At 62.4% G+C, this 26,012-nt stretch carries 24 protein-coding genes and 1 tRNA gene; 12 read left to right on the forward strand and 13 right to left on the reverse strand.

Features of this window, described 5'->3' with window-relative positions; all coding sequences use genetic code 11:
• Positions 1-48: 48 nt before the first annotated feature.
• Together WFH23_RS06380 and WFH23_RS06385 are read right to left on the reverse strand one after the other, a co-directional pair.
• Positions 49-504 (reverse strand): AI-2E family transporter, encoded by a 456-nt coding sequence (locus WFH23_RS06380; protein ID WP_336661972.1) that lies wholly within the window; start codon positions 502-504, stop codon positions 49-51.
• Positions 505-753: 249 nt separating this feature from the next.
• A complete protein-coding gene (locus WFH23_RS06385) occupies positions 754-1,461 on the reverse strand; it encodes a HEAT repeat domain-containing protein (protein ID WP_336661973.1) in 708 nt (235 codons plus the stop codon).
• A gap of 234 nt (positions 1,462-1,695) precedes the next feature.
• Here WFH23_RS06385 and WFH23_RS06390 point away from each other — a divergent pair, with 234 nt between their 5' ends.
• The gene (locus WFH23_RS06390) at positions 1,696-2,454 is read left to right on the forward strand and encodes an alpha/beta fold hydrolase (RefSeq protein WP_336661974.1); all 759 of its coding nucleotides are present in this window, start codon (positions 1,696-1,698) and stop codon (positions 2,452-2,454) included.
• Positions 2,455-2,518: 64 nt separating this feature from the next.
• Here WFH23_RS06390 and WFH23_RS06395 read toward each other — a convergent pair whose 3' ends face one another.
• Positions 2,519-3,025 carry an RNA polymerase sigma factor gene (locus WFH23_RS06395; RefSeq protein WP_336661975.1) on the reverse strand — a complete coding sequence of 169 codons (507 nt, stop codon included), beginning with the start codon at positions 3,023-3,025 and terminating at the stop codon, positions 2,519-2,521.
• Positions 3,022-3,888 (reverse strand): hypothetical protein, encoded by an 867-nt coding sequence (locus tag WFH23_RS06400; RefSeq protein ID WP_336661976.1) that lies wholly within the window; start codon positions 3,886-3,888, stop codon positions 3,022-3,024. Before WFH23_RS06400 ends, WFH23_RS06395 begins: the two co-directional genes overlap by 4 nt.
• Positions 3,889-4,259: 371 nt before the next feature.
• Between WFH23_RS06400 and WFH23_RS06405 the strand changes: the two genes are divergently transcribed.
• Positions 4,260-4,535 (forward strand): hypothetical protein, encoded by a 276-nt coding sequence (locus tag WFH23_RS06405; RefSeq protein ID WP_336661977.1) that lies wholly within the window; start codon positions 4,260-4,262, stop codon positions 4,533-4,535.
• A gap of 223 nt (positions 4,536-4,758) precedes the next feature.
• Here WFH23_RS06405 and WFH23_RS06410 read toward each other — a convergent pair whose 3' ends face one another.
• The 3 genes from WFH23_RS06410 to WFH23_RS06420 all read right to left on the reverse strand — a co-directional run bounded on the left by WFH23_RS06410 (position 4,759) and on the right by WFH23_RS06420 (position 8,125).
• Positions 4,759-6,441: an ABC-F family ATP-binding cassette domain-containing protein gene (locus tag WFH23_RS06410; protein WP_336661978.1), complete on the reverse strand. Its 1,683-nt coding sequence runs from the start codon at positions 6,439-6,441 to the stop codon at positions 4,759-4,761.
• A gap of 575 nt (positions 6,442-7,016) precedes the next feature.
• A complete protein-coding gene (locus WFH23_RS06415; RefSeq protein ID WP_336661979.1) occupies positions 7,017-7,283 on the reverse strand; it encodes a hypothetical protein in 267 nt (88 codons plus the stop codon).
• A gap of 395 nt (positions 7,284-7,678) precedes the next feature.
• Positions 7,679-8,125 (reverse strand): hypothetical protein, encoded by a 447-nt coding sequence (locus tag WFH23_RS06420; protein WP_336661980.1) that lies wholly within the window; start codon positions 8,123-8,125, stop codon positions 7,679-7,681.
• 172 nt (positions 8,126-8,297) lie between these two features.
• On the opposite strand from WFH23_RS06420, the gene WFH23_RS06425 reads away from it, so the two are divergent.
• Positions 8,298-8,702: a hypothetical protein gene (locus WFH23_RS06425; RefSeq protein ID WP_336661981.1), complete on the forward strand. Its 405-nt coding sequence runs from the start codon at positions 8,298-8,300 to the stop codon at positions 8,700-8,702.
• A gap of 314 nt (positions 8,703-9,016) precedes the next feature.
• On the opposite strand, the gene WFH23_RS06430 is transcribed toward WFH23_RS06425, so the two are convergent.
• Together WFH23_RS06430 and WFH23_RS06435 are read right to left on the reverse strand one after the other, a co-directional pair.
• Complete coding sequence (locus WFH23_RS06430) at positions 9,017-10,162, reverse strand: flavin reductase (protein ID WP_336661982.1); 1,146 nt, start codon at positions 10,160-10,162, stop codon at positions 9,017-9,019.
• 48 nt (positions 10,163-10,210) lie between these two features.
• Positions 10,211-10,777 (reverse strand): MarR family winged helix-turn-helix transcriptional regulator, encoded by a 567-nt coding sequence (locus WFH23_RS06435; protein ID WP_211648312.1) that lies wholly within the window; start codon positions 10,775-10,777, stop codon positions 10,211-10,213.
• A gap of 260 nt (positions 10,778-11,037) precedes the next feature.
• Here WFH23_RS06435 and WFH23_RS06440 point away from each other — a divergent pair, with 260 nt between their 5' ends.
• The 8 genes from WFH23_RS06440 (at position 11,038) to WFH23_RS06475 (ending at position 21,515) form a co-directional block, all read left to right on the forward strand.
• Entirely contained in the window at positions 11,038-11,577 is a 540-nt protein-coding gene (locus tag WFH23_RS06440) for a nuclear transport factor 2 family protein (protein ID WP_336661983.1), read from the forward strand.
• Positions 11,578-11,617: 40 nt separating this feature from the next.
• The gene (locus WFH23_RS06445; protein ID WP_336661984.1) at positions 11,618-12,946 is read left to right on the forward strand and encodes an LLM class flavin-dependent oxidoreductase; all 1,329 of its coding nucleotides are present in this window, start codon (positions 11,618-11,620) and stop codon (positions 12,944-12,946) included.
• Positions 12,943-14,649 (forward strand): CocE/NonD family hydrolase, encoded by a 1,707-nt coding sequence (locus WFH23_RS06450; protein WP_336661985.1) that lies wholly within the window; start codon positions 12,943-12,945, stop codon positions 14,647-14,649. The genes WFH23_RS06445 and WFH23_RS06450 overlap by 4 nt, the downstream gene beginning before the upstream one ends.
• A gap of 8 nt (positions 14,650-14,657) precedes the next feature.
• Positions 14,658-15,608 carry an ABC transporter permease gene (locus WFH23_RS06455; RefSeq protein ID WP_336661986.1) on the forward strand — a complete coding sequence of 317 codons (951 nt, stop codon included), beginning with the start codon at positions 14,658-14,660 and terminating at the stop codon, positions 15,606-15,608.
• Positions 15,605-16,588: an ABC transporter permease gene (locus WFH23_RS06460; RefSeq protein ID WP_336661987.1), complete on the forward strand. Its 984-nt coding sequence runs from the start codon at positions 15,605-15,607 to the stop codon at positions 16,586-16,588. Before WFH23_RS06455 ends, WFH23_RS06460 begins: the two co-directional genes overlap by 4 nt.
• Before the next feature lie 6 nt (positions 16,589-16,594).
• Positions 16,595-18,160 carry an ABC transporter substrate-binding protein gene (locus WFH23_RS06465; RefSeq protein WP_336661988.1) on the forward strand — a complete coding sequence of 522 codons (1,566 nt, stop codon included), beginning with the start codon at positions 16,595-16,597 and terminating at the stop codon, positions 18,158-18,160.
• 68 nt (positions 18,161-18,228) lie between these two features.
• Entirely contained in the window at positions 18,229-19,902 is a 1,674-nt protein-coding gene (locus tag WFH23_RS06470; RefSeq protein WP_336661989.1) for an ABC transporter ATP-binding protein, read from the forward strand.
• Entirely contained in the window at positions 19,902-21,515 is a 1,614-nt protein-coding gene (locus tag WFH23_RS06475) for an amidohydrolase (RefSeq protein ID WP_336661990.1), read from the forward strand. Before WFH23_RS06470 ends, WFH23_RS06475 begins: the two co-directional genes overlap by 1 nt.
• A gap of 82 nt (positions 21,516-21,597) precedes the next feature.
• Here WFH23_RS06475 and WFH23_RS06480 read toward each other — a convergent pair whose 3' ends face one another.
• Positions 21,598-21,972, reverse strand: coding sequence for a nuclear transport factor 2 family protein (locus tag WFH23_RS06480; protein WP_336661991.1), 375 nt, complete (start codon positions 21,970-21,972; stop codon positions 21,598-21,600).
• 110 nt (positions 21,973-22,082) lie between these two features.
• Here WFH23_RS06480 and WFH23_RS06485 point away from each other — a divergent pair, with 110 nt between their 5' ends.
• Positions 22,083-23,567: an alpha/beta hydrolase domain-containing protein gene (locus tag WFH23_RS06485; RefSeq protein ID WP_336661992.1), complete on the forward strand. Its 1,485-nt coding sequence runs from the start codon at positions 22,083-22,085 to the stop codon at positions 23,565-23,567.
• Between the two features lie 941 nt (positions 23,568-24,508).
• On the opposite strand, the gene WFH23_RS06490 is transcribed toward WFH23_RS06485, so the two are convergent.
• The 3 genes from WFH23_RS06490 to WFH23_RS06500 all read right to left on the reverse strand — a co-directional run bounded on the left by WFH23_RS06490 (position 24,509) and on the right by WFH23_RS06500 (position 25,869).
• A complete protein-coding gene (locus WFH23_RS06490; RefSeq protein WP_336661993.1) occupies positions 24,509-24,727 on the reverse strand; it encodes a hypothetical protein in 219 nt (72 codons plus the stop codon).
• 234 nt (positions 24,728-24,961) lie between these two features.
• Positions 24,962-25,035 (reverse strand) — tRNA-Ile (locus WFH23_RS06495).
• Positions 25,036-25,053: 18 nt separating this feature from the next.
• A complete protein-coding gene (locus WFH23_RS06500) occupies positions 25,054-25,869 on the reverse strand; it encodes a FadR/GntR family transcriptional regulator (RefSeq protein WP_090148712.1) in 816 nt (271 codons plus the stop codon).
• Positions 25,870-26,012 lie beyond the last annotated feature (143 nt).

Consider the following 26,012-nt stretch of genomic DNA (forward strand, 5'->3'; position numbering starts at 1 on the left):
CGACGACGGGGGGTCTGATCCGCAACCCGTGGAATCGGTGGCGGCACATCACACCTGGTCGCCGGACAGCAAACGTGACCACCGAAGCTCTGGTTCGTTTTCGAGGAGCAGTGCTCGACCGAGCAGGATGAGCGGCATTGCGAGAATCGCACCGAGCGGCTCGATGATGAAGCTCCAAAACGCGACGGGAAGGAAGATGGGCGTGAGTATGATGTCGACGGTATCGCTCACGAACCTGGGCTGCACGAGCACTTGCAGCACGACGTTCACGACACGACACACACCGATGACGACGAATAGCGTCGGCGGGCTGCCGATGACGAGCGCGAGGATTGCAGGTCGGATGACTCCAAGCACGAAGCCAATGTTCGGAATGAAGTTGGTGATGAAGGCTACGATCACCCATACCAGTGGCGCGGGTATGCCGAGCGGCCAGAGGGCGAGCCCATCGATCGAGGTAACGAGCGGTCCGGAGGAAGTGTTCAGGACGTAGTAGCGGCGCACACCAGTGATGAAGGGTCGGATTCATCCCAGAAGCGCGCGTTGTTCGACTCCGAAAAGATGTCCTGCCGACCGATACCCGGTTGTGTCGGCGGCCATGCAGGGAATATCGGCGCGGACGTGGAACAGAACCGCCTGGCAGACACTTTCAGGCATTCACAGCCGCTCGAGTGACACACCTGGAGCGATGCCGTGAGCTGAGCTGTCTGCACACTCGCGTCCTCGCTGTGAGGCGCAGCTTCCTGGCGGGTGTCAGTGGAGTGCCCTGGAAGATTGCAGTACTCGCGATAGTCGAGCTTTTCGCGAGTTCTGATGGACAATCCAATCGATATCTGGAACGTTTCGGTCCAGGGCTCGGAAGACATCGAGAGTAGCGTCGGGGTCTGACGCGACGACTACGCTCCAGCAGTAGCCGAGTGCTTGACGAAGGTTTCGCGCATCTGGGGAGCGGCGCATTCGGTCGTCCCATGTAACAAAGTGCTCTGTGGTCAACCGGCAGATCTCGAGTGCGACGTTTCGGGTCGCGGAGTTTGTGAGGAGTCGCGGCTCACAGATCGCCACCACTGCCGCACGCTGGCGCAGCGGTTCAGAATCCAGTGCCCAGTCGCGCGCGATGCGGATGAGAGCCGCAGGGTCTCGATCGCCGAGTATCTGCAGCCCGATCGCCACACCTTCCCGTACCCGCCATCGGTCGTCCAATGCGTGCGTCCGCAGCAGCCGCAGACTCGCCCGATGCCATGCCTGAGTGCCCTGCCAAGCTGCGGCGCACATCACGCCGTACTCTTCGTCCGACTCGACCAAGCTTTCAAACAGGTCTGCGTCACCGAGTTCAACTGCGGCGCGCAGCAAGCTGAGGTTCGCTCTGGGGCCGGGGAGCCCAGAATGTGCGTTCAGAAACTCGGGCCAGTCATGGCGCGGAATCTCTTGGAGCGCGGAGGCCCAATCTGGTGACCGGTTCATGTCTTGAGCCTACGCTGCACGATATCTTCGAAGCCATGGCCACGACCGTCCGCTGTTCCCCCTGTTTACGAGTGAGCCGGGCTGCGAGCGCTCCATGCTGAGATGAACGCGAGCAAGTCGTCCGAGAGCGACTGTGCGCCGAAACCCCGAATAACCCGTAGCTGAAACGGTTAGTTTCGGACGTTTGCCGAATCCGACCAACGTCTTTGGATGCTCTGGCAAGGTGTGAACATCATGTTTCTCACTTCATCTGGCCCTGACGCGGCGTCGCCTGTGCTTCTTCTTCATGGCGGCGGGGTTGCCGGCTGGATGTGGGACTCCTTGCGGAAGCGGCTTGAGCCGGACTACGCGGTCCTTGTTCCAGACCTACCCGGCCACGGACGGTCAGCCGCTGAGCCCTACGTCTCACACGCGAACACCACTGCCGCGATCGCAGAGCTGCTCGCTACCACTGTCCCCGGTCAATCCGCGACCGTCATCGGTTTCTCTCTTGGGGCTCAGCTCGCCATACAACTGGCTTCAGAGCGCCCTGACCTTGTCAGCCAGGTGGTCGTCGTCAGCGCTCAAGCGAAGGCAATGCCGTTCACCGACCTCACGCTCGCCGCGCTCAGCATCAGCGCACCCCTGGCTCGCATGCGATGGTTTGCGAAGTTGCAAGCTCGTGAGCTCTTCATAACCCCGAACCTGATGGAGGACTACATCGGCACCAGCGCTGGCATCACGAAAGAAACACTCCTCGCCGCGGTCGGCGACAACGTGAAATTTACGCTACCCGATGCGTGGTCAACGTTTTGCGGCCGAGCTCTTGTAATGGTCGGCGGGCGAGAGCGACGATTGATGCGTGACTCAGCCGAGTCCATCCATGCTGCGCTTCTCAGCAGTGAACTTCTGGTCGTCGACGAATGTGGTCATGGCATCCCGCTACAACGCCCGGAATGGTTCAACGACCGCGTTGTCGGTTGGATCCCCCGCGGCCTGATCCTCGGCCAGTAGCTCCCTCCAAGCGGCGGTTAGTGACGCAGGCGCGCACCGTTCCCGCGGACGACTATCTCGCGCTTCAACCCAGCTGAGTCCTGAGTGCTTGTCGTATTCGCGAGTATCTTTTCCTCGCAGCATCAGGCTTGAGGCCGAGTGTGGCGCCAGCGTCCATGATGCTGAACCCCTCCCATGCGACCAGAAGCAGGAGCTCTTGATCCTTCGCACCCAGACGTCCGATCGCGTCAGCGAGCAGTGGATCTTCAGGTATCGCAGCGTATTGTTCAGAGGCCTCGAGCTCGGCCTTCAAACGATCAGCGATCTCGTTGTGCCGGATCCTGCCGCGCCGACTGCGCGCCAGAACATGGCGCGCAATTCCAAAAACGTACTGCCGAAAGCGATCGGGATCAGAAGGGACTTTCCGCGGAGATCGAAGAACCTCTACGAGCGTGTCTCCTGCGGCGTCCGATGCATCGTCGAGATTGCCCAGCCGTCGAGTGAAGTACCCCACGAGTTCGGGCACCATTTTCGACAGCGAGTCTTTCAGGATGTCAGTCGTCGAAACGTCCTGGAATGTGGCGCGTTTCACTCATTGCCTGCTTCCGGAGCGGCCACACGTGCACCTGACAGTATTCCTCCGCTGAATTCTGAGTAGTCTTTGCCGTCTGAGAAGTCATGCCACTCGTGGTAGATGGCGTACGCCTGAGCAGCTTCGTAGTCCCCAGCTGCAATGAGGCGTCCCCACTCGTGCATCTGCTCCAGATAGGCCCCTCGCGTACTTGCCGCTTCAGCGGGCCAATCAGCTGACTGGCCGAGCACCCGTCCCGCTTCGCTCATCATCGCCTCATCCTCGCGGTCATACGCCTCGAACCAGGCTGTGAGCCATTCTCGTCGTGCCTGGTTTTCGAGCATGATGTCGACGACGAGACTTTCAGCCGCTACTTGCCCGCTGCCGCCCAGGTCGTTTGAGGCGATGTAGGCGTCCTGATCGAATCTGCTGAAGAAATTGGCGAGCGCGTCGTCCCACGTGACACCGTCTGGAAGGGGAATATCTCGGGGCGCGCGGGATGCGATGTACTGGTCGAGGTCGCTGGCCCCCATGTCGATCCACTCTGCCCCCGGTGCTCCTTCACTGCCGGGGTCGAAGACGCTTGGGTCGGAATCGTTTTCCGTCTCATCCACGGGGGATGAGGCTCGCTGTTCCTCGCTCGCGTTGAATCGTCCTGTCTGGGCCTGAAACACGACGTTCGCGACAGCCGCGGACGGGACCCCGAATGCAATCACTGCAGCTAGCGACCCGATGAGCCCAATGCGGATCCGCTTCTGACGAGTCCGCGCTTCAACCTCGGCACGGTTCACGAGCTGCCGGCAAGTGCTCTCACTTATCTCTGGGGTGAGGCGCGCTTGACGCCGTAGTCGGGCATCAATATCCGCATCCTGCTGTTCGTTCATGACTCGCTCCCATCGCCTTGTTACTTACTACCTGTACCGACAGGGCAGAAACGTGACAAAAGAATCGAGACTGCGATATTTGTTTCGATAGAAAACACCGAGACCTGCTGTGGGGTTGGGCCGTCCAGTATTCGTACGTTCACACCGAGCGACGTTTCATGGGATCAGGCATACAACGGATGAGACTCTCCCAGAGGCCTGATCTATGGTCGGGAGAAAGCGCAGCTTCACTACCCGATTAGAAAGTGGCACGAGTCATTTCGCGAACCTCTAGCTCGACTGGTTCCGTTGGCGGAGGGTCCACAGCAGTCATCTGGTTGCTATCCGGACTCTCCGCCATCGCGGCAGCAATTTCCCCGTTCTGGCTTGTAATGAACGGGGATTTCGCTGTCTATAACTGGCAGATCATTGAGCTGCCAACGACGGATGAGGCTGAACAAGCTATCAGCCTCATCGGTGCCGTAGCGGCGCTGACGATTTCTGTGATCGCATGTGCAATCGCCGCAATACGCGCGGTACTTCTGCATCCGATCTCGCTCATCGCAGTACCAATCTTTGCGATACTTGCTGGATTGCTGCTCGGGACGATCCTTAGTCAAACCACGACATGCCAGCCATACTTTGCGATCACGGAATGCCAGCCCTGAATGGAACACAACTTCGCTGGGAGGTGCCCGCATGGGCGACGCATGCGCCTGCGAACAGGTCACGCAAGACGCGCTGCACGCCCCGCCGCTCAGGACTCGCAGCACCAGCAGTAGGCGCCATCGGCGGATCCGACGTACTGAGATCAGCACTCATCAACTTCGCAGAGCACCCCGGCACGATTGGCACCGTGCCGGGGTGCTCTGGTTTGCGTGGGGGATCCTCCTACCGTCCCCTCAGTACGCGCCCTTCGTCCCACACGGGGACGTCGGACTCGGTGACTTCGCCGTCCTGCCCGAAGATGAGGAATCGGTCAAAGTCGCGGGCGAACCAGCGGTCGTGGGTCACGGCGAGCACGGTGCCGTCGAACGCGCGGAGTGCGCGCTGAAGAGCCTCCGCCGAAACGAGATCGAGGTTGTCGGTCGGCTCGTCCAAGAGCAGGAGGGTGGCCCCGCTCAGCTCAAGGAGCAGGATCTGGAGCCGCGCTTGCTGCCCGCCGGATAGCGCTTCGAACGTCTGCTCCGAGGCCTCGGCGAGCTCGTAGCGGGCGAGCGCCCGCGCCGCCTGCTCGCGGGGGAGCCCCTGTCGGTGATCATCGCCGCGGTGGAGGATGTCGAGGAGCGTGCGTCCGGCCAGGTCCGGCCGTCCTTGGGTCTGCGCGAACCAGCCAGGGCGCACACGGGCCCCGAGTTTCGCGGTGCCCTCGTGGAGCACCGGTTCGATCACCACATCGTTTCCGGGCAGATGCTCCGTTTCGGGGTCGCTGCCGCCCGCGGCGAGCAGTCGAAGGAGGTGGGACTTGCCAGACCCGTTGGAACCCAGGATGGCGACCCGGTCGCCGTACCAGACCCCGAGATCGAACGGGAGCATCAACCCCGTCAGCTCGAGCTCGCGGCACACGATGGCTTTCTTGCCCGTGCGCCCGCCCGTGAGTCGCATCACGAGATCCTGTTCACGGGGTTGCTCCTCTGGCGGCCCTGCCGCTTCAAAGCGGGCGAGACGTGTGTGTGCGGCCCGGTACCGGCTCGCCATATCGGCGTTGAAGGAAGCCTTGTCCTTGTACATCTGCACGAGGGTCTTGAGCTTCTGGTGTTCCTCGTCCCAGCGCTTCCGAAGCTCTTCGAGTCGGGCAAAGCGGGCGTCCCGAGCCGTGTGGTAGCTCGCAAACGAGCCGGGATGTGTCCACGCCGTATTGCCTGCGGCGCCCAGCTCCAGCGTGACGATGCCGGTAGCGCTGCGCGCGAGCAACTCGCGGTCGTGGCTGATGAACAGCACGCTCTTGTCTGAGGCGCGGAGGCGGTCCTCCAACCAGCGCTTTCCGGGCACGTCGAGATAGTTGTCCGGTTCGTCGAGGATGAGCACGTCATCGCCGCCGCGCAGCAGCGCCTCGAGAGCGAGCCGTTTCTGCTCGCCTCCCGACAGTGAGGTCAGCGCTCGATCACGGCACCGATCGAAGGGGATGCCGAGCGCTGCGATCGTGCAGACATCCCACAGCACCTCCATCTCGTAGCCGCCAGCGTCGCCCCATTCGGAGAGCACGCGAGCGTAGCTCATCTGGATGGCCTCCTCACGAAGTGGATCGGTGTTCTCGAGCAGCGCGTCTTCTGCACGCTGCACCTGCTTCGCCGCCGCCCGAACGATTGCGGGCGCGAACGAGAGCAGGAGCCCATGCACAGTGCCCGACGCGAAGAACTGCCGCATCACGCCGACGGCGCCGCCGCGCGAGACGACGCCCTCGTCGGGGGTCGCATCGCCGACGATGATGCGGAGGAGCGTGGATTTCCCGGCGCCGTTCGCGCCGATCAGGCCGACTTTCGCGCCGTTGCCAACACGGAATCCGACGTCGCTCAGGAGTAGCCGGCCATCGGGCAGCGTATAGCTGATGCCGGTGAGTTCGAGGTGGGACATATGGGTACTGCTTTCTTCCCCGGAATGGTGGGGACGAGAGGTCCGGTGGGAATGACGTGCGTGCAGAAGGCACCGTTCCGCTCGTTGGGTCGCGTGCGCGTGCGGCGGGCTGATCCCGAATCGTCCGGGATCGCCGAGCATGCGGCAAGAAGAGGGTGGCCACGAGGCCTCCTGTACGGCGAGTTCCGAGCGATGCGAGCGATCGGAGGTGGTCTGACGGGGTCAGGAAGGGTCAGAGAAGACACCCTCCGGGGAGAACCCTGCGCGGATGAGACGCAGGCCCGTTAACCAAACGACAGGCGGTACACAGAACGACCATATCGCGAACGTCGGTTCGATCGCGAGGCGCCGTGTCCACTTTGGGAACGACGGTCGGGTCGCTTCCAGCTGCAGCCGCCGAGTGATCCCTCGCGGCGGAGTGTGACCAATTGACAAGCTGGCATCGCCGTCGCTCCTCGCACTTCGTGGTGAAGAGGCGCATCGTCGAAGCGACCCTGCCAGACACCAGAGCGCCCTGCCAACGGTTATTACCGCGGCAGGGCGATCTCTCAGGTGCGAGAGTGTCCCAGTTCCTTTTAGAACGGGTTCTCCGTGCCGATGTTCTGATCACCTGGGTCTGCGAGATCCAGGAGGAAATCGTCGACGGACGATTCCTGGTGCTCGATCCAGAACTCTGCCCGATTGATCCTGCGCGCGAGCGTCGTGACCTTCTCGTCGTACTCGTCCTCAGCCATCCGTTCCGACTGCACGAGCTCTTCGTGCAAGAGCTGCAGTGCGTCGTAGCGCAGTGAGGTGCCACAAGGGATCTGCTTCTCAGAGCCCTGCAGCAGTGGCATGTTCATTCGCTGCGCATCATCGAGGGCGGTTCGCAGACGAGCCGCGCGGGAGGCCTGAACTTCCGCGGAGACGGGCTTTGCCCGTTGCCGAGCGGTGGAAGGTGGCGTTGCGTGGCCTGCAAAAGGAGGCGGTATTCCGCGCCGGAGTGCATCCCTCCGCTCTCAGCAAGAAAACCCCGGGGCTTGGAGGGCGCAGACGTGATCTCGGAAGCGCGTTTGACGTGAGGATCTACGACCTGATCGGCAAACAGCGGACCGAGATGTCTCGACCACTTCAAGTAAAGGCCCCCACCGCACACGCAATGGGAGCCGAAGGAGTAGGGCGTGCGGGACTGGCCCCCTTCGGCATCGGTTCGGACGAGACCCGTTCGAGCCTCCATCTCGGACGGATGCTCACCGCGTTAGAGGGCGCCGCCGACTCCACCCTCGAAGACGCGGTGCGCGGGGCGCTCGAGCGCATAGACCGGGGGAGTACTCGAGATGTCGCCGCACGGCTCGCTCACCTGCTCCGCACGGAGTACCGTATCGACCCCGACGCGCTCGACGCCCCAGATCATCTCCGCAGCACCGACACGGTGCACCATATCGCCGGCCTCATCGAACCAGCCCCCGACTTCGGAGATCCCGACTTCGGTCAGGCCCTGAAAGATCGTGAGCTCGCGATGCAGCTCCGTGCCGAACTCGTCGTCGACCGCGCGATCGCCGACAAGGAACCGTGGCTCGAAGCGCTTGGAGAGCAGCTCCCGGGGGCCGAAGCGGAATGGCGAAGGCGTGCGGTCACCGTCGCGTGCTTCCGTGACCTGTACGGCATCGATACCGACGAACCGCTCGGCCGCGAACACGCCCACGCACACAACCGGGAACGTGATTGCCAGATCGCCGCAGCGGCGCTCAGAGTCGATCCTGCAGCCCAGCCTGCGGATCGTGCGGGCTCGCCCTTTGATTCCCCGTTGCGGTCCTCCATCGGACTTCCTATTGGAGGAGATGTCCCTGCGAGTCGGTTCCGTTACGGTCATTGATATGGCTCTTTCGCGGGCTTTGAAAGCAGCTGTCCTTCTGCTCTTCAGTGCATCGCTCTTTGGGTGTGCACCAAAAGGTGTTGATGTCCCCGAAGGACTTGAAGACCTTCCCACCTGCTCGTTGATGAAGATCAAGATCGAGGATCTTGCCGCTCGCGGAGTGCCAGGTTGCGACCTTGAGGGCTCAGAGGTGATTACGCCCGATGGTCTGGTACTTGAGATCGGTTCCGTAGGCGACGTGACCGAGTTGTCGTTCTCGTCCTCAGACAAGAGCGCTGAACGAACCTTCATGATCGTCAACTGGGGAGTCCCAGGAGTAGCAGTTTCGGCTAGGCAAAGAGAATCTCAAATACGGGCTTCCACGCCTGAAGCTGAAAAGCTCCAGAAGCGTCAACCGATGCTCTAATCAGTGCCTGATATTGTCCTTGAAAGTCACACCGGGTATGACGGTGCCCCGTGCTCAGATACGTCAAGCACGGGGCCCCGAATTAGCTCCTAGACGCCTGCCATTGACTGCGAGTAGCTGTTCCGTGGGCAAACGCCCGTGTGGCAGCCGAAACCTAACAGTCCACGCGATGCCGCGGGCAACCAATACATGCCCGGAGCGTCGAACGTCTGAAAGCTAAAAGAGATCTCGTGATGCGGCTCCAGGAAACGCTATCCGGTCAACTGGGCAGGTCCGTTCAGCAAAGGACTGTCCAGGTATCTGGCATTCACTTTTCACATCAGGCCACCGCGCACTGATATCGCCGATCGGGCCGCGTTGCGCACGAAATCTCGCTGTCGTTGCAGCACTGCGCGCGCTGCCGCGACATCGCGTGCGCTGAGTGCTTCTGCGTAGCCGGTGAGCAACTCATGGCCGAGTTGCTGCTGCCAGAGCCGATCATTCAGGGTGGGGAGCCAGGCGGCCGCGACACTGCACTGCCGAAACCGCTCACCGAGCTCTCGGGAGCCTGAAAGAGCGACGACCGCGGCATGAAAATCGAGATTGCTCTCGAGGAACGACTCGAGCTCGTCGGCGGTGTCGAGGGGAAGTGCCGCGAGCTCGCGGGAACGCTCCACGAGCCGATCGACGTCGGTGGAGTCGGCGTTACGAAGGTACTCCTCGACGACGCCGATCTCAATTGCGAACCGCGTTCGATAGAGCTCGTCGACCGACTCAGCGGTCAATGGGGCAATGCGGAATGTGCCGTCTTCCTCATCTCTTGCCACGAGTCCGGCGGTACTCAAGCTCACGAGCGTATTGAAGACCGCGGTCGTGCTGATTCCGAGGTCTGAAGCCATGAGTTCTACATCAATCTCGCCGCCAATTGGTACGGCGCGCTGCAGGATCCAGCGTCGCGCCGAGGCGAGAGCGGATCGCTCGCGAGCACCCGCGAACTCGCCGAATTGTCCCCGGTAGTAGGTCAGTGGTTCTCCAGGCTCTACTGAAGCGGTCAGCACTCGCCCAAAAAACACGGTGTGCGTGCCGCCAACGTGCGTCTCGGTAATCTCACACTCGATCCCCGCGAGCCGGCCCTCCAGAAGCGGGAGATCCGCATCACCGAAATCGACGGTGACCCCGGCAAAGCGATCCTCAAGTGGGCGCGCGAAGCGAACAGCAAGCTCGCCCTGCTGCGCCGAAAGGATACTCGCCGCGAACCGACCCGTGCGCATCAGCGCATCGTGGGTGCTGCTGGAACGGTTGAGGCACGCGATTACCATGGGTGGGTCGAGTGACAGTGAACTGAACGCCGACACAGTAGTGCCGTGCAAGTGCTCACCCTCGGCGGTGGTGATAATCGTCACCCCCGAGGCGAAGTGGCCGATGACGCTGCGAAACGCGACATCGTTGACCGGGGTGAGAGGAGAGGACTGCTGTGTCATAAGTGCGCCTTTCATGAAGGGGCGAGTGTGGATAGGGAAAAGCAAGGACTAACTGTTTACAGCGTGTCCATCCGCGTATGGCTGTGCTCGCGGCCCGAGCATGATCTTGCCAAGCAGGCCCTGCAGAATCATGCGCTCGGGGGGCGAGAGCGGGGAAAGCCAGTCCTCGATTAGCGCCTGGTGCTCGGCATGCGCTCGTTCGACGAGCTCGATGCCACCGGGGGTGAGCGTCATCATGATGGATCGAAGGTCGGTGGTGGAGTCGCGTGTGGCGACGAGCTCTTTCTTCTTGAGCCCCTTCATCGTGGTCGAAACGGATGCACGGCTCATGGCTGTCGACGTGGCCACCTCGTGCGGTTGCTGCGATCCTGAGACCCACAGCGAGAAGCAAACGCGGAACTCAGTCCAGGACAATCCGGCGGGGCGGAGGACCTCGTTCTCGGCATCGTCCATCATGAGGCGATTGATGCGCCGAAGAACGAGACCGGTTGCCGTGGCATCCTCGAGGCTCGCCTCGGGAAACCGGGAACGAGCGCGGTGACGAGCACGCTCAAGGAACGAGCCGAACCGATCGTTCGTATGCGCCTCAGTTGCGGTCTCATCGGTTTCGCTCATGGTGGGCGCCTCGCTTTCAGTTCGCAGCGGGACCGGCTGCCCGCTGATAAATCATCCTAGAACATCCATGTTTGAACTAACTTTACACTGGAAATCGTTGCAATCAAGCCACATTGGTCGAAAAGCTTAGTGAAAGTAGTTTGGAGATTGACTAAATGTCGAATTCGGTGATAGCGTCTCGTCAGGCCCGAGAGCGGGGCGCCAAACGGCGGCCACGCTCAGGTTGGTCCCCGCACTGTCGCGTTCATCGAAGGAGCCCCATGTCGACCTCATCCCCCGATCCGCTGGTCACGGAGTTGCTCTTCCGAGTAGAGCGACTCGAAGCAGCGCAGCAGATCGCTGAGGTGCACAACGACTACGTACGAGCCCTTGCAGACCGCGATTGGGATCGCGTCGCTGATCACTACACCGAAGACGCTTACTGCGACATTCGCAATCACGGCGTACACCGAGGCCGCACCGAGATCCGGAAGATGTTCGCCGATGACCTCGAGCACGTTGTGCGCACCCGAGACGGGTACATCCTCTCTTCTCCGGTAATCACCGTCGACGGCGACACTGCTACCGGAGAGTGGATCTGGCATCGGTTACAAAGCGACTTCCACACCGCCCTCGGCACGATTCGCGTTTGGGGACCCTGGTCTGAAGGCAAATACCGCTGTGAGTATCGCCGCGTCGAATCGAGGTGGAAGATCTCGAAACTCTGGTTCCGGGTCCACGCTCCCGACTCGGACGACGAACTGCTGGCGGCGAAGCAGGACTCGCGCGTAGTCGGTGCGCTCCGACCGCTCGCTTCCTGACCCGCGCTCGCTCCGAAACGATGCTCTCGAAAGGCACACCATGACCCGCCAGATGACGCTGACGACCTTTCTCCTGCCACTCGGCTACCACCGCAACAGTTGGCGTTTGCCCGGCAGCTGTGCCGAGGACGTACCCGGGCTCGACTTCGTGGTGTCGCTCGCTCAGATGGCCGAACGAGCGAAGCTCGATGCGGTCTTCTTCGGCGATGTCTCACACGCGAACGGTGCCATGCGGGGGGATACCATGATGAACGGCTTTTACGAGCCGATGACGGTGCTCTCGGCGATTGCCGCACGGACCTCGCGGATCGGGCTGATTGGAACGATTTCGACCTCGTTCACCGAGCCTTATAACGCCGCCCGTCAACTCGCGGCCCTCGACCATCTGTCAGGCGGACGCGCGGGCTGGAATGTGGTGACATCGACCGACGGGTTCGCGAACTACGGTCTCGCTGAGATGCCCGACCCCGTTGAACGGTACCGGCGCGCGCGTGAGTTTGTCGAGATTGTCAATGCCCTGTGGGACAGCTGGTCGGACGACGCGGTCGTCGTGGACCGGGATGGAGGCCGTTGGCTCGATCCGACGCGAGTGCGTCCCATAGATTTCTCCGGCGAGTTCTTCTCCGTCGCGGGCCCGCTGACCGGGCCGCGCTCTCCGCAAGGGCGACCCGTGATTGTGCAGGCGGGCTCATCGGGCCCGGGGAAGGCGCTGGGAAGTGCGATTGCCGACGCAATCTATACGGCGCAACCGCACTTGCCGACCGCCATCGATTTCGCAAGTGAGCTGAGAGGTCTCGTCGCAGACGCGGGTCGCGACCCTGAACGTGTGAAGATCCTGCCCGGAATCGTTCCGGTGATTGGTGACACCCTTGCTGAGGCCGAGGAGATCGCTGCCGCACTCGGAGAGATGTTGGATTACGACCAAGGCCGACGTCAGATCGCGGCCGATTTCGGCATCCAACTAGGCGACATCGATCTGGACGAGCGCATTCCCGAGGAGCGTCTCCCCGACCCGGGTCAGCTAAGCAGCCGACAGAACATCTTCCGCAGCAAGGCAGTAGAAGGCGGACTCACGCTGCGTGAGCTCGTTCTCGATCGAGCCCGTTCGACGGGGCACCAGTGGATCGTCGGTACGGCAGCAACCGTCGCCGACCGCATGCAGCAGTGGTTTGAAGCGGGAGCCTGCGACGGCTTCAACCTCAATGCACCGTACAACCCCGGCGGATTCGAACGGATGTGCGCGCAACTCGTTCCCGAACTGCAAAATCGCGGGCTATTCCGCACCGAGTACTCTGGCGAGACCCTGCGTGAGCACCTCGAGCTGCCGCGCCCCGATGTCCGCTTCTCGACCAGCGGCGATAACAGATGAGCGGCATCATCACACGGCCCGGGGTTGACCCGATCACGGTCACCGGCAAGCCGGCTCCTCCACCACTCGCGCGCGAACGCCTCTCCAGGCACGGATTGCGAATCGAGAAGGATCTGCCCGTCGTTCTTCGCGATGGTGTGACTATCTATGTGGACGCCTTTCTGCCGGAAGGTGGCGACCCGGTCCCCGTGCTGCTCGCTTGGGGGCCGTATGGCAAGCACTGGATCACGGATCGAACCTTCCCCGGAGCCGACGTCGATCCCGAATGGATCTCACCACTCACCGGCTTCGAAGCACCTGACCCGGTGTTCTGGTGTGCGAACGGCTACGGTGTGTTGCTCGCCGACCCTCGAGGGCTCTGGCATTCAGAGGGCGTCTTTCCGCACAACGGACCGCAGGAGAGGGATGATCTTTACGACACCATCGAGTGGATCGGCGCGCGCGAGTGGTGCACGGGGTCGGTCGGAATGCTCGGCGTCTCCTATCTCGCCGGGAGCCAGTACCAAGCTGCTGTCGCAGGCCCGCCCAGTCTCAAAGCCATCAGCCCCTGGGAGTGCTTCTCGGACTGGTACCGAGAGTTCGCGACACATGGCGGGATCCCCGAGACCGGATTCCGGCCCCGCGTGGCCCAGAACGTGTCATATTCACTCACCGCCACGGAAGATCCTCAGGCCAACATTATCGCCCGGCCACTCGACGATCCGTACTACGCCGAAAAGTACGGCCCGCTGCACGAGATCGCGGTGCCCGCCTACGTGGTGGCGTCGTGGAGTGACCACGGGCTGCACACGCGCGGGACACTGAATGCGTTCTCAGCCATGGGTTCCGCGCAGAAGTGGCTTGAGGTGCACGGGCAGAAGAAGTGGCGTCACTTTTACGCCCCCGAGAGTCGCGCGCGACAGCTCGCGTTCTTTGACACATTCCTGAAGGGGGAGGATCGCGGGCTACGCGATTGGCCGCGCGTGCACCTCGAAGTGCGCGATGATCCGCGTGAGCAACGCTCGACGTGGCGGACCGCACCCGCATGGCCACCGTCAGAGCATCACCGGTCGCTCTTCCTTCACGCGGGTACCGCCCGGCTGGTCGAGTCGCCTGCACCGGAAAGTGAAGTGCAATTCGATCCGCGCGCGGAAACGGCGCAATTCAGCTACGTCTTTGAGCGTGATACGGAGTTGATCGGACCGATGTCGCTTCGCCTCTGGCTGCGGGTCGATGATGCGAATGAGGCCCCAGCGAACCCCACCCTCGACATACTCGACGCCGACGTTTTCGTTGCAGTGGGTAAGCTCAACCGCGCGGGTGACGAAGTGACCTTCCCAGTGAATGCCCTCTTCGACGATGGTCCTGTAGCGCTGGGGTGGTTGCGGGCGAGCCACCGCGCAATCGATGCCGTGCGCTCGACCGCGCTCGTGCCCTGGCATCCTCACACCGGCGAACAGCCGCTCGAACCAGGTCGGCCCGTTTGCCTTGAGGTTGAGATCTGGGCGCAGGCGACGCGCTTCGCGGCGGGTGAGACGCTGGTGCTGTCGGTCCAGGGGCGTGATTTCCTCGCGCGGCCACCCGCCGCTGGAAGGCCACCGCTGCAGATCCTGCACGAAGAGTTGCGCACACGGGGACGCTGGACGCTGCTCGCGGGCCCCGAATTCGACAGTCGCCTGCGGATCCCGATCGATGTTCCGGCAGGCGCCGGCGAAGAAGGGTGAGGATCGCCGTGTTGCGTTATATCGCGGGAAGGCTTGCCGCATCAATCGGAGTGCTCTTCGCTCTCTCGATCCTTTGCTTCTTGATCGTGCGATTGATTCCCGGCGATCCAGTCGCGAACATCGTCGATACCGACTCGGCCACGCCCGAGCAGATCGCCGCGATCCGCGAGCAGTTGGGCCTCAACCGACCGTGGCCCGAGCAGTACCTCACTTGGCTCGGGGGCCTGCTCACCGGAAACCTCGGCCGCTCGCTCACCATGCCCGTACTCCTGCAGGAGCAGGTCGCGAGCCGTCTACCGGTAACGATCGAACTCGCATTGATCGCGACGGTCATCGCCGTGCTCTTTGGACTAACGTTCGGCACCGCGGCGGCATTCTGGCGAGGCCGCGTTCCCGATGTCTCCATTCGTGCCCTCGCGTTCTTACTGATCTCCCTCCCTGAATTCATCGCGGCGACGTTCGTGGTGGTCGTAAACTCGTTCACCCTGCGACTTCCGCTTCTCGGTTACCAGAGCTGGGAGCAGAGTGCAACCGGCCACCTCGCATCGCTGCTGGTGCCGGGGATGCTGCTGGGACTCGGCAGCGGCGCCGTGCTGACACGCTACGTGCGCAATTCACTCCTCGACGCGCTTGATCAGGATTACATCCGGACGGCGAGAGCCAAGGGAGCATCGCAACTAAGACTCGTGTTCGGGCACGCCCTGCGCAATAGCCTCATCCCGGTCGTCACCGTCGTCGGAACGACAATGGCGCTGCTCATCGGTGGCACCATCGTGGTCGAAAACGTGTTCACGCTGCCCGGTATGGGAACCGCACTGATTGCCGCCATGAACACCAGCGACTACCCCGCGATTCAGAGTTACGTCGTGATTCTCGGGGCGTTCTACGTCCTGATCAACCTGCTGGTCGACCTCAGTTATCCATTGATCGATCCGAGAGTAAGGCTGGTGAAAAAGTGAACATCACAGCACTGCGACCGAGTCGTCGAGCAAGCCGGCGCGAGGGGAACTGGGAACTTCGGATTGGATTGGGGCTCTTCGTTGGCCTCGTGCTCTTCGCTCTCTCGAGTCTTCTGCCTGGTGTCGACGCGGAAAGCTACGGGCCCGACGCACTCTCTGCTCCGTCTGCGCAGCACTTGCTGGGAACCGACAACCTCGGCCGGGAGATGACTGCGCGCCTGTCAACGGCCGCGCTCGGTGGGCTGCAACTCGCGGTCGTCGCGACGCTGCTCGCAGCGGTAGTCGGAATCGGCCTCGCGCTGATCGCCGGCTACTTCGGTGGTATCTGGGACAGTCTCATTATGCGCGCCACAGATCTGGTGCTCTCGATCCCCGGTCTGCTGATGGCCCTGGTTATCAAAGCGATTCTCGGACCCGGCACCGTCACCCTGCTGCTCACGATGACGGTTCTCTTCGCGCCCGTGCTGACTCGAATCATGCGCGGTCCAATACTTGCGATCAAGGAGCGAGGCTTCATCACGGCGGCTGAGATTGCAGGCCGGTCGCGTTGGAGCATCGCCGTCAGCCATATCCTGCCGAACGTGGCCACCCCGCTGCTGGTGACAATGGCCGGGGTAGCCGGCCAAACCGTGCTCGTCGAGGCAACCCTGAGCTACCTCGGACAGGGTGTGCAGCCACCGAACCCCTCGGCAGGCCGCATGGTCAACGAGTTCCAGAAGTACATGCTTACGTACCCCTACCTGATCGTGCTGCCTTCGCTACTCATTCTCCTGCAAGTGGTCGCCTGGAATTTGCTCGCCGACGGGCTGCAAAAGTCGATTGGCAGTGGGACCACGCGCCGACGCAACGTCCTCATGGCAATGATCGCGCTGCTCGCAGGGTCGCGACCCGGGCGGGCGGCACGCCCGCGGAAATCCGGGGACGAATCGCCTCCGCAGCGCCCCACGACTCGCACCATCCGTACCCAAGAAATGGAGTAATCTCCCATGAAGAAACGCATGCTACTTCGAGCCGGCATCGGCGCCGCGCTCGCTGCGATGCTCACACTCACTGCCTGTAGCGGGAACCCTGATGCCGCATCCCAGGAGAGTTCCGCCAGCGGGGGAGTGCTGCGCTACGGCGTCGATTCCCTCCCCGTGACCGGTGGTCTTGACCCGGTGAATGGAACGCAGCCGCTGGCCAATCGCATCGTGCTCGCGCAGATGTACGAAACGCTGCTGACGGTGGACGATGACGGAACACTTCAGCCGGGCATCGCGACCGACTGGGACGCCACCGATGGGAAAACGTTTGTCTTCACGATTCGTGATGACGTCAGCTTCGCCGATGGGACGCCGCTTACAGCGGAGGACGTCGCGTATTCGGTATCCCTGGCCGCACCGGGAGCGCCAGATCAGCTCGCGGGGTTCCGCGAGGCCCGAGCAACCGATGATGGGAAAGTCGAAGTGCAGTTCGATGAACCCAACGGTGCGTTCCTGCCGATCGCGTCAGCGTGGTCGGGGATGTTCATTTTCAGCAAGGATTGGTACGAGACTACTTCCGAAGACGAGCGCATGCGCTCCGCTAACGGGTCTGGAGCGTTCGCGTTCGAGAGCTGGGAGGACGGGGTCAAACTCATCCTGAAGAAGAACGAGGGGTACCGCGACGCCGACAAGGTCAAGCTCGACGGCATCGAATGGGTGCAGGCGAGTGACAACTCCGCTCGTTTGGCGATGCTGCAGCAGGGTCTTGTAGAGGCCGCTGACATCTCCGATCCGGTCATCGCCGACCAAGCGAAAGCGGCGGGTTTCGTGCCTGGCGCCTCGCCCGCGCTGCGCAATATGAATCTCATGATTTCGGCAGCGGGCACGCCGCTCGAGAACATCGATGTGCGCCGCGCTGTCTCGCTCGCCATTAATCGTGAGGAGCTCATTGAGGTGGGTATGGGTGGTCAGGGTTCGCTGGCTTTGCCCGTGCCGCCCGGCGATCCCCGCAAACTCGACGAGGAACCCGCTGATGCGCCCTACTACCAGTACGATCTCGCAGAGGCCAAGCGGTTGATCGCCGGCTCCGGCTACAGCGACGTCACGATCGACCTGACCTACGCCGGCGACATCAGTGCGGCTGACGTGCCAATGCTCGAGGTTCTCAAGGAGCAGCTCAAGCAGGCAGGTATCACCCTGAACCTCAAAGCCGAAGCGTGGTCGAACATCACCGCGATCTTCGGTGGTGCGCCGGCCCCGTCCGGACTGCTGCTGATCCCGATGATCGCGCAGTCCGACGTCAGCGGGTACTTCGCAGCGACCAGCGGCAGCGTGCTCGATTTCTGGGGCGACAATCCCGACGCTCAATCTGCGCGCGCACTTGTGCAGCAGATGATCCACGAGCCCGACGTCGACAAGCGACGCGCGCTCGTGCAGCAAGCTACCAATGAAATCACGGACAAGGTACTGCTGCTGATCCCGGCCTCCAGCGTGATGGGGTACGAGTACCTCTCGCCAAAGGTGCAGGGCTACACCCCTGACCCGTTCATGGGAAGGATCAACCTGAAGAACGCGTCAATCGAGCAATAGGCGCGAACGAAGTGGTGATGGGGTCTCCGCGATTCGGCGGAAACCCCTCGAACCAAGGATTGAGAGCAATGAACCAGCAGCGCACACTCCATATCGAGGGCCTCAGCGTCGCCTACCAGCCGGGCAGCCCGGTAGTCGATGACGTTTCTCTTCACATAGCGCCGGGCGAGGTGGTGGGCGTAATTGGAGAGTCGGGATCGGGAAAGTCGACGATCGCTATGGCTGCGATGGGGTTATTGCCTCCGCAGGCGATTGTCACGGCTCGACACCTCGAAGTCGCAGGCAACGAAATGCTCGGAGCTGGGCCCCGCGAACTGCGCAACCTGCGCGGCCGGGTGGCGTCGATGGTGTTCCAGGAACCCATGACTGCGCTGAACCCCGTCATGCGGATCGGGGATCAGATCATCGAGGTGATGTTGATTCACGGGCTCGCGGGCCGACGCGCGGCTCGCGAGCGTGCGCTCGAGTTGCTCGAACTCGTTCGCATGCCCGATCCGCACATTCGGATGCGGCAGTACCCGCACCAGCTCTCGGGCGGTCAACGCCAGCGGGTCATGATCGCGATTGCTCTCGCCGGAGACCCCGCGCTGCTGGTGGCTGACGAGCCGACGACCGCGCTCGATGTGACGGTCCAGGCGCAGATCCTCGACCTCCTCATGGAGCTAAAAGACCGGCTCAACCTGAGTATCCTGCTTATCTCGCATGACCTCACCATGATCGGGGCGAATTGCGACCGCATCAATGTCATGTACCGGGGGAAGATCGTCGAACAAGGGCCACCCGCGAAAGTGCTCAGCAATCCGAAACATGCATACACGGCAGCCCTCGTGCTCTGCGCGCCAGGGCCGCACATCCCGCCCCGAAGCCGATTGAGCGTGGTGAGTGAAGCGATGGCTCCCAACGCGGATACAGTCGATGTGCCGCCCGAGGTGCTGACTTACGAGCCAGATCCCTTGCAGCCCGAAACCTTCCTAAGCTTCGACGCCGTAACGAAGGAATACCGGGTGCCTCCGTTTGGCCGCGTCCAAGCACTCAAAGGGATTTCTCTCGGGTTGCGCCGCGGGGAGACATTCGGTGTCGTCGGCGAATCAGGCTCTGGAAAGAGTACGCTCGCTCGCCTTGCCCTGCGCATTGAATCCCCAACGAGCGGAGCGGTGCGCTACGACGGGATCGACATCGCGCAGTTGCGCGGTGCGGCGCTGCGCGAGCATCGCCGTCGGGTGCAGATCGTGTTTCAGGATCCCAATGACACTCTCGACCCCCGGCACCCAGTGGGGAGGTCGATCGGTGAACCGCTACGCGCCCAGGGTGCGCGGGCCAATGAGGTCGAGGATCGCGTGCGCGCGTGTCTGAATCTCGTCGCGCTCCCGGCCGAGGCAGCGGAGCTTTACCCCCGGGAGTTTTCGGGCGGCCAGCGTCAGCGCATTGCCATCGCCCGCGCACTTGTGACGGACCCCGAGCTCATCGTGCTCGATGAACCCACCAGTGCGCTCGACGTGTCGGTGCAAGCCCAGGTTCTGAATCTCCTCGCCGATATCCAGGCACGCACGGGGGTCACCCTGCTTTTCATTTCGCACGACCTTGCCGTGATTCGTCACCTCTCGCATCGCGTTGCCGTGATGCGGCATGGTGAGCTAATCGAATACGGCGACACTGCAACCATCTTCTCTGCGCCACGCGAGGAGTACACCCGTCAGCTGTTCCAGGCTGCGGAACCGCCACAGGGAAGGAATGCCGCGTGATGTCATCTCCAGATACTGAGTTCGACCTGATCCTCACGGCCAAACGCATCGACACGGGCGAGCACGGTCCCACCGGTGTGACCGCCATCGGTGTGCGCTCAGGTGAGGTCGCCGAGTTGGGGAGCGGCGATGACGCGGACCGCTGGCGACTCAGCGAGAACGGCGAGCGCCACCACTTCGCCGGGGCAACAGTCAGCGCCGGGCTTTCTGATCCTCATACGCACCCGGTGCATGGGCTGCTCGGGGTGCGCGGGATTGACCTGGGGGAGGTGCGAGACACTGATCAACTGGTGTTGGCGCTCTCGGCAGAAGCCGCACGCCTCAAAGCGGGTGAGTGGATTATCGGGTGGAACCTCCGACCAGAAGCTTTCGCAGGCGATCCCGCACGCGAGCCCCTCGACCTCGGCAGTCCCAAGAATCCCGTATTCATTCGCCTCTTCGACTTCCACGCTGCCGTGGCGAGCAGTCTGGCGCTTCAAGCAGCAGGTGTCTTCGGAGCAGCGGACCTCCCTGGCACCGCCGAGGTGGTGCTCACTCCTGACGGCACGCCGACCGGATACCTCAAAGAGTTTGCTGCCATGAAGCTCGTAGAGAGCGCCGCCCCCGTGCAAAGTGTGCGGGAGCGGGCGGATGCCCTGTTGGCACTGTTCCAACAGATGGCTGCAACAGGGATTACCTCCACCCATTCACTCACCTACGATGCGAGCTGCGCCGAAACTCTGGAGCTCATTGAGTCGGAAACCGAGCTGCCGCTACGCGTCCGGTTCTCCCCTGTCTACCGTAACGAGGTGCGTGACGGCGACTACTCGTATAACGAGATCATTGCGTTGCAGGGTCATGGGGGTCGGAACTGGTCGATCGAAGGCGTCAAGTTCTTTTTGGATGGAACGGTCGAGAACGGCACGGCATGGCTGCAGGAGGCCGACGCGCTCGGCGAGTCGGTACGATCCGTTTGGGATGATCCCGAGCGCTACTCGGAGGCACTGCGGGCATTCCACGCCGCTGGCATCGCCTCGGCCACGCACGCGATCGGAGACGCTGCGGTGCGGCATGCGTTGGACGTCATCGCCGCGCTTCCGGCTTCTGCAGACGCCCCAAGGCACCGCATCGAACACGTCGAGATCGCTGACGACGATTTGGTGCGCGGGTTTGCTGAGAGTGGAGCCATCGCGAGCATGCAGCCCGGAATCTCGATCATGTCGTTCGGCGCAGACGGCTCGAACCACTTTATGCATCGCCTTGGTGACCGCCACGAGCAGATCGCGCGCGTTCGATCATTCATTGAAGCGGGTGCAGTGGTCGCTTTCGGATCGGACTGGCCGATCGGGCCTTCCGACCCGCGAGTGGTGATGGCGATGGCGCGCACCCGCCGCGCTTTGGGCGGGGACATGGAACCATTGCTACCCGATGAGGCGGTCACTGCGCGACAGGCGCTCGCGGCCTATACCGAGTCGGTGGCGACAATCTACGGCGCGGATGGCGTAGAAGGTGTCATTGCCCCAGGCGCTCGTGCTGACCTCACCGTGTTTGCCGCTGATCCCTTAACAGCACCCCCCGAAGAACTTGTATCGATTGCGGTGAAGGCGACATTCGTTGCGGGGCGCCGCGTGTGAGGCTTTGCTCACGCCGGGGCTACCGGGCGCCCCGTGCGCCCATGCGGCGCTCGGAGCTACCCAGTAGAGTCACAGCCCGTGGTCAGGCAATACGCGTGATCTTGCGGTCCTGCAGGGTGTAGGTCATCTCGCCCTTAAGGTGGATCACTTCGCCCCGGGTGTACGGGCGCAGCGGCGAGTCGGGCCAATCCCGGGTGACCTCGATGGTGTTTTCGACTAAGGCCCGGATGTGGTGCTCATCTGCCGCCAGAACCGTGCCCCTCACCCGCTCAGTGAAGTGCTGCCACGCGATTCGGTAAAAGGCGAAGAATGCTTCCCGCCCATCGAGGTCCTCCATGTCGCCTCCCCAGTCGAAGTAGATCTGGGGGGCCAAGAACTCTTCCAGCCCGGAAAGGTCTTGGGCATTGAATGTCGCCAAGTAGTTGTCGTACCAGGCTTGCAGAGACTGGTTGGTCATGTGGACCTCCTCGATACGTGAATACCCAGTGTCTCACGTTTCGTGGGAAACTCATGGACTTTACATAAAATTTACATATATTGTTCTTAAGTTAAGGAAGGGATCTTGAAATGATTTCGCTTGATCTTCACGTACAGCCGATTTCGACCGGCGGGGGAGCGCCACCCTATCTTTCGCCCAACGGCTGGGATGCGCTTCCGCATCCGCCGCTAGACGAAGCAGGGTATGCGGTGGAGGAATTTCGGGTGTCAGGAACCGCGCGTCTGTACCGGAACGCCCGCGGCTCGCTCGGTGCATCTGAGCCGTACGCCACTCGGATACTTGCGATCCATCCCCGGAACGACGCGAATTTCAGCGGAGTGGTGCACATCGAGTTGTTTAACCCATCGACGGGCTCTGACTTCCCAATGTTCTGGCCTGATGCGGGGTATCACCTCATGGAGCGAGGAGACGCCTACCTTGGCATCACTTGCAAATCGGTCACCATCGCCGATCTGCGGCAGCGTGACCCTGAACGCTATGCCTCACTCAGCTTCCCCCACGACAGTGCCATCTGGGACATGCTCGGTGCGGTGGCCGCAACCACACACCTTCCCGCTGCGGGAGGATTGCTTCCGGGGTTGCGCACCCCATCTCGGCGCTTTGCCACTGGATGGTCGCAATCGGGCAGCTTTCTGCGCACATACCTCTCCGAACGACTGCACGAGCAGCACTCGGCGGCTCTTGGCAAGTCGGCTCCTGCAGGTCCCAGCGGAGCACCGATTATTGATGGCTATCTCATTGGGGTGTCGAGCGGCGGCTTCGGGCCTATGGGGTACGTCGAACTGGAGCGCGATGGCGAGATGTCGCTCGACGAGAGCTTCGCGCCGGCGGGCGCGCTCGCGGGCGTTGTCCCCATCGACGATCGCCGCCGCACGATCACTCGACCGCCGGTGCCCGTTATCGAATACCACAGCGAGGATGAAGCGCAGCATCACCTCTGGCACGCCCGCCCTGATAGCGATTTGCCGGGCGATTCTTATCGATGCTACCCCGTTCCCGGTCGAGGGCATGAGCCCGGCCTGCTGCCCACCGCTGCCCGACGCAGTGAGCAGGGGCTCGGTGATGTCCCCGACACAGAGCTGAATGCCGATGATTCACCGCGCAACGAGGGCAGCAAATGGTTGATCGCGACGACAGTTTCGCACCTCGTCGCGTGGAGCGACGGTGTCGCGCCGCCTCGCGCAGACCCGATTCCCTTCGAGGTGCCGCTCGGCTTTGCACGCGATCCCGAGGGAGTTGACTATTCAGGAATCGAGCCAGTGCGCGACAATGATGGTCATGCGATCGGCGGGCTGCGCTCACTCGAAATCGATCTCCCGCTCGCCTTTATGCGCGTTGTACCGAGCGAGCGCCACATCATGCCGGCCTGGGAACACGTACCATTTACTCGTGCGGAAGCGGACGCACGGTACGGCGGACCCGACGGATACCGCAATTCAGCGCGGCGCCGCGCGGCCGAACTGGTTGACACCGGATGGCTCCTCCCGGAGCACGCCGAGCTGGCTGTGCTCTCGGCCTGCGCTCGGTATCCAGAGAATGACGACCTCAACTGATTGGCTTCCGCGAGGGTTCCGGCGGCGTCGCCGGAACCCTCGCGTCGCATGTCGCGGTGTCGTGTCCCTTATACCGGGTTCTCATTAGCCTATTCGTCTTCCTCGAGCACGGGATCTGCGAGCATCACGGGCAATGTCTCAAATTTCGTACCGCGATTGTCGATCCAATCCGATGCGCTGGGCGGGGGTGAGCAGCTTCCCCTTGATCTCTCCCTCGCTCATGCTGCTCTCGAGTACGTGCGTCAGGGAGGAACGGGTAGCGAGCTCTCGTTCCGCGAAGGCATCTGCTTCTCCGTGCCCCGGAGAGATTTCATGATGAAGTGATTGTGCAGTCGGAATCGAGGAACGTGTCATCAAGAGACTCGTTTCGCGCCGTCGCTCCGGGATGCAAAAGTCGCGCGACCCCTGCTGTCGTGGGGTCAAGCTCCACGCCCGTCACCGGCTGGCCCGGGCGCGCTTGACGGATGAAGTCGCCGGTACCTCACCCTGGCTTCAACACGGGCTCGTCAGCAGGCGCTCCAAGCCGGTCTGCGGCGTCTCACATCGCTCTGTGGGAGTCGGCGTGCGTCTAGTGCGCGTTCAGAATCGTGTGCCGTGCGGCACCTCATTCCGTGTGCCTCACATCTCCTGGAGCGCTTCACGTTCGGCGGCGTACTTGTTCGAGTTCGGGGCGAACCATTCCGGCGTCGCTCCGCAACCGGGGAAGCGGCGCAACTGATCGATTTCTACTTCGTTGCGTTCGCGGTCTTCTCCAAGGAGTCGCTGGAGAGTGCGGACCGCAGACACTCCTCCGCCCATCCGGGCGACTGCTCCGGCTCCGCCTGGTGTGAAGTATCTTCTCTCGCTCTGATCAGCGCTGGATATACCGTGTTGGCGCTTACCGTCCTGGCATCACGGGGCCTACTCGGCCGTAGCCGGTTTGCGGCATATTGCGCACTCTTCTACGCGGGCTGGTTGCCTGTCTGGGGAGGGCTCGCGCTTTCAACGGTTTTCGGTGGCGACGACAGCGCACCGCTGAGGCTTACTGCAGCTTCACCCTTTGCGATCGTCATCGGCATTTCTGTCGCGCTGATCAGCGCAGTTGCCGCGGCGCGATCGCTGCAGAGCTTCGATAAGTGGAAGTGGGTTCCCTCGATCATGTTTGCCGCCCAGGTCGTCATCGTGCCCCTCAATAATTTGCTCGCCCCATTCGTGCCGATTCAGAGCGAGATGAGCGGGATTCGGGCGGTGTTCTTCCCAGTTTCGGTGACCGTGACGATGCCGACTCCCATCGCCGTCGGCTTGCTCACTCTGGTCTTCACTGCAGTCACCCGAGACCGACGACGATCGCCGACCGGCCCACCTACAAGCGACGCAAAAAGCTCCCACCGCGAGCGCGGTGGGAACCGAAGGAGTAGGGCGTGCGGGACTTGAACCCGCGACCGATGGATTATGAGTCCAGTGCTCTAACCAACTGAGCTAACGCCCCCTGGGCAACCGTTTCATCTTAGCCGCGGCGCGCATCGATTTCGAGCTCGGCGGCCGCCTGCGGATTCTGCACGGGTGCAGGGATCTCACCGGGGTCGTAGCCCGCCCCGATGAGGGAGGCGGCGCGCTCCGTGTGCTGACTGAAGTCGAGCATGTCCGTGCGAAGTCCGAGGTCTCGGTCGACGTGCAGGGCCATGGAGTGCGCCGCGTTGCGCACGTCTCGCGCTTCGATCGCTCGGAGTACGGCGCCGTGGTCGAGATGCATGGTTTCGATCGTGGTGCCCAGGATCACCCGGCCCTGCGTGCGCGCGCGCTGCAGAACGGAGATGACGCCGAGATACAGGTCGAGCAGCAGTTTGCTGCCGCTCGCCTCGACGACCAGCAGGTGGAATGAGCCGGGGGTCGTGCTTTGCTCGCACGTGATGACTTCGTCTCGTTCCGCATGCTCATCGCGGAGGGCCGCGGCGCGCAGCGCCTCGAGCTGCGTTTCGCTCCGGTGCACAGCAGCGTGCTGAGCGGCCTCAATCTCGAGGGAGCGCCGGTAGACGAGCACCTCTTCGAGGTCGTGGTCTCCGAGGAATTCGGTGAGCAGCGTGCTCACGGGAGTTCGCGAACGCACGAACGTGCCGACGCCGGGCACGGTCTCCAGCATTCCAAAGGCGGCGAGCGAGCGAACCGCTTCGCGCACGGTCGATTTGCCGACGCCGATGAGCTCCATCAGCTCGGGCTCTCTGGGGATGAGGTCGCCGACGGCCCACGCGCTCGACGAGATTTTCTCGCGCAAGTAGTCGAGGGTGTCTCGCGCCTTCTGCGAGCCCCGCACGGGAGTGGTCATAGCGAACCTCTGGAACCAGGGGATGGATGGTGGGTCAATGCTATCGGACGCGGAATGGGAGAGGAGTGCGTCGATATGCGTGGCGGTGGAACGTTTCGCGCCTCGACGGACGGGTGGCCACATCAGATGTACAGGGCGCCGAG

Source organism: Leucobacter sp. USHLN154 (genome assembly GCF_037145595.1).
GTDB lineage: Bacteria > Actinomycetota > Actinomycetes > Actinomycetales > Microbacteriaceae > Leucobacter > Leucobacter alluvii.